Source organism: Variovorax sp. P4_D9, assembly GCF_056401695.1.
Window position 1 is genome coordinate 1 of record NZ_JBFUIU010000941.1, and the last position, 3,219, is coordinate 3,219.

Consider the following 3,219-nt stretch of genomic DNA (forward strand, 5'->3'; position numbering starts at 1 on the left):
CTGCCAACCATGCCACCGTGTGGCCGGCGGGCGTCGCATACGTCCAACGCTCGCCGTCTTTCAGGCGGACTGCGAGGTAGTTCATGTCCGCAGGCGCTGGAATCGGGCTCTTCGCCGCACCATAGCGTCCGAGCAACACGCGCGCCGGGCCTTCGTCCGCGATCTCGGATGGCGCCAGGTACAGGCTTTCCGCAGGCGCGTTTTCCTCAGAAGCCGGCAGGGCCACCCAGAGCTGGAAGCCCAGCATGGGAGAGCCCTCGACCGGCGCGCCGGTGTGCCATACGCCGTTGCCCGCGCGCATCCACTCCACGCCGCCCGCGGGCAGCACGCCCTTCTTGCCGGTCGTGTCTTCATAGTTCACATCCCCCTTGCGCAGAAAGGTCAGTGTCGCGATGCCCGAGTGCGGGTGCATGCCGAATTTCTGTCCCGTCAACGCCGTGGAGCGGATGAGGTCCAGAAACACGAATGGCTTCAGGAACATGCCGAGGTCGCCTGGGCTCATGAGCCGCGTGATGGGCCCGTGCACGCTGCCGCGGGTCCGGTGGACGATGGCGCGCGTTTCGGTGCGGGTTGCGAGGGTCATTGCAGTTGCTCCTTGAGGTCGGTGGATGGCCTTCCTGGCCGATGGATGAAGCGTAGGTCCGAGGTCATTGCGCGACTAGACGGTGCAATTGAGTTGAACTCGTCCATTTTTCAAAGTAATCTCGGCGCCATGGTGGATTTGAACGACATCGCGCTCTTCGTGCAGGTTTCACGCAGCGGGAGCTTCGCGGCGTCTGCGCGACGTCTCGGCATACCGCCCAACACGGTCAGCCGGCGCATCCAGGCGCTGGAGGGGCAACTCGGCACGCGTCTGCTGCAGCGATCGACCCGCAAACTCACGCTCACCAGTGCTGGCGCTGCATTCCACGAGCGCTGCGCGAGTTCGGTGGACGGTTTGATTGACGCCGGCCAGGAACTGACGACCGGCAGCGCGGAGCCCAGCGGCCTGGTGCGGGTCGCCGCACCGGCGGACTTCTTCGACTTCTTCCAGATGGAATGGGTGACGGCTTTCCTGACTGCGCATCCGCGCGTTCGCCTGGACTTCGTGCTCAGCGACGAGAAAGCCGACCTGATCGCCGAGCGGATCGACGTGGCATTCCGCGGCGGGCAGCTTCGCGACTCGGGTTACGTCGCCCGGCAGGTGCTGCCCGACGGCAACGACATGCTGGTGGCCAGCCCCGCATACGTTGCCGCCCACGGCTCACCCGAAAAGTTGCAGGACCTGGTGGAGCACGACTGCGTGAGCTTTGCCCATCCCAGCGGGCACGCGACATGGCGACTGACCGGGCCTGATGGCGTCGAAGAGGAAATCCAGGTCGCCACCCGATTCAGCGGCAACACCGCGCAGGCGCTGCGCAAGGCGACGGTGGCCGGGCTCGGGATCGCACTGCTGCCGCATACGATTGCCGGGTTCGACCTTCAGGCGGGCCGGCTCGTGCCTGTGCTCGCGCAATATCGATGCAGGGGTCATGGCCTTAACGTGCTCTACCCCAGCCGACGGCATCTGCCGCTGGCTGTGTCGGCGTTCATCGATCTGGTGGTGGAGAAGCTCAACGCATCGACTGCAGCGTCGCATCGCGCGTGACGGAAAGCCCATCTCCGACCACTCCGAGAGGCCGATTGAAACTTTCCCCCTTCGAACCGCTATTTCGAAGTCGTCAGCGCCTGCTGCACCATCGCGCTGTCGACATACTGCTCCATGCTCACGATCTTGCCGTCATTGAGCCGATAGAGATGGGCGAAGGTGGCGCTCATGGATTTACCGGTTTTCGCATAGGTGCCGGAGTACACCCCGAAGGCCGCGACGCGGTCGCCGTCGGCCAGGTAGGTGTGCACCAYCGCCTTGTACCCTACCCACTCGGTCGCCAGTCTCCGAAACACCTTGGTGAAGATTTCTTCGGGGCCGGTGTAGGTGCCGGCATRGGGGAAGCCGGCCGCCTCGGTCCACGTGGCGTCGGGCGCCAGAGCAGCGAGCAAATGCTTGCCGTTCTCCTCGGACGGGCCTTCGTAGGTCGCGCGAATGACGTCGAGATTGGAGGTCATGGACTCAACCCCACTTCATCTCGCCTTTGGCGACCTTGGCGCCGATCTGCAACGCAATGGCCATGCCGGCATTCGGATAACGCTTGGTCATGGCTGCGATGAGGGTGGCACTGTCGCTGGCCTTTGCAAGCTCTTCTTCGAACGCCACGAGGTAGTCGCGCGTGTATTGGATGGCCGATGCATCGGTCGCCGCAGTGGGGGCCATGTGGCCGGGGACCACGACGGCGGGCTTGCGCGCCGCCATGGCGTCGAGGTTCTTGATCCACGCGGCGCGAGCTTCGGCGCCTTGTGTGTCCGCGGTCCAGACGTGGACACCCGAGAACAACAGCACGCCGCCGAAGATGGCGTTGAGCGAAGGCACCCAGACATAGCGGCGATTGGCAAGACCCTCGGCTTCGACGATCTCGATGGCCTGGCCTTCCAGGGTGAGGCTACGGCCATCGAAGGCTTCGGGCATCACGATGTCCGCCAGGGTCTGCGGGCCGTTTTGCTTGAGCTGCGGCCCCCAGGTCGCGAGCTTTTTGTCCACGTTGCCCTTGATGGCCGCAATCGTGGCCGACGCGGCGATCACCTTCACCGCGGGAAACGCCGCCTTGATGGGCGCCAGGCTGAAATAGTAGTCAGGGTCGCTCTGGCTGATGTAGATGGTGGTCAGGTTCTTGCCACTGCTCTTGATGGCCTCGGCGAGCGCCTTGCCGTCCGAGAGGGTAAAGCCCCCATCGATCAACACGGCATCGCGTGCGCCGGAAATCAGCACCGGGGCACGGAAGAATCCATTCTCGCCAGCGGGAAAATGCTTCCAGGTCAATACGGTATTTGCAGCCATAGCGCTCTTCACTCCTAGGATGGCCGTCGCGACACCCGCGGCGGCTACGGTTTCAATCAGTTCTCTGCGTGTTGTCATGGCTTCTGCCTTCTACATAGTTACAAGGGGTTTGCAGGATCGATTCCTACAAGGGCTCGGGTAGACATGCGCCTCATGCCGTTTCCAACTGACTGATGAGTGCACCGGGGTTGGAATAGGCGACGCCGGGATTCACCATCCAGCGCTTGGCACCGGCTTCGGCGATCAGGGTGGGCACACCACAAGCGCTGAACTCCCGCATCAACGCCTTCGCTTGATCGATACGGGCT

At 63.6% G+C, this 3,219-nt stretch carries 4 protein-coding genes; 1 reads left to right on the top strand and 3 read right to left on the bottom strand.

Annotated elements, in window-relative coordinates:
- On the bottom strand, window positions 1-583 hold a 583-nt coding region (locus tag AC1DY5_RS48710), incomplete at its 3' end, for a pirin family protein (RefSeq protein WP_478121514.1).
- A gap of 129 nt (window positions 584-712) precedes the next feature.
- Here AC1DY5_RS48710 and AC1DY5_RS48715 point away from each other — a divergent pair.
- Window positions 713-1,627: a LysR family transcriptional regulator gene (locus AC1DY5_RS48715; RefSeq protein ID WP_478121515.1), complete on the top strand. Its 915-nt coding sequence runs from the start codon at window positions 713-715 to the stop codon at window positions 1,625-1,627.
- A 59-nt stretch (window positions 1,628-1,686) separates the two neighbouring features.
- Here the strand turns inward: AC1DY5_RS48715 and AC1DY5_RS48720 are convergent, their stop codons facing one another.
- Together AC1DY5_RS48720 and AC1DY5_RS48725 are read right to left on the bottom strand one after the other, a co-directional pair.
- On the bottom strand, window positions 1,687-2,085 hold the full coding sequence (locus tag AC1DY5_RS48720) for a nuclear transport factor 2 family protein (protein ID WP_478121516.1): 399 nt from the start codon (window positions 2,083-2,085) through the stop codon (window positions 1,687-1,689).
- 4 nt (window positions 2,086-2,089) lie between these two features.
- A complete protein-coding gene (locus tag AC1DY5_RS48725) occupies window positions 2,090-2,989 on the bottom strand; it encodes an MBL fold metallo-hydrolase (RefSeq protein WP_478121517.1) in 900 nt (299 codons plus the stop codon).
- Between the last annotated feature and the right edge of the window lie 230 nt (window positions 2,990-3,219).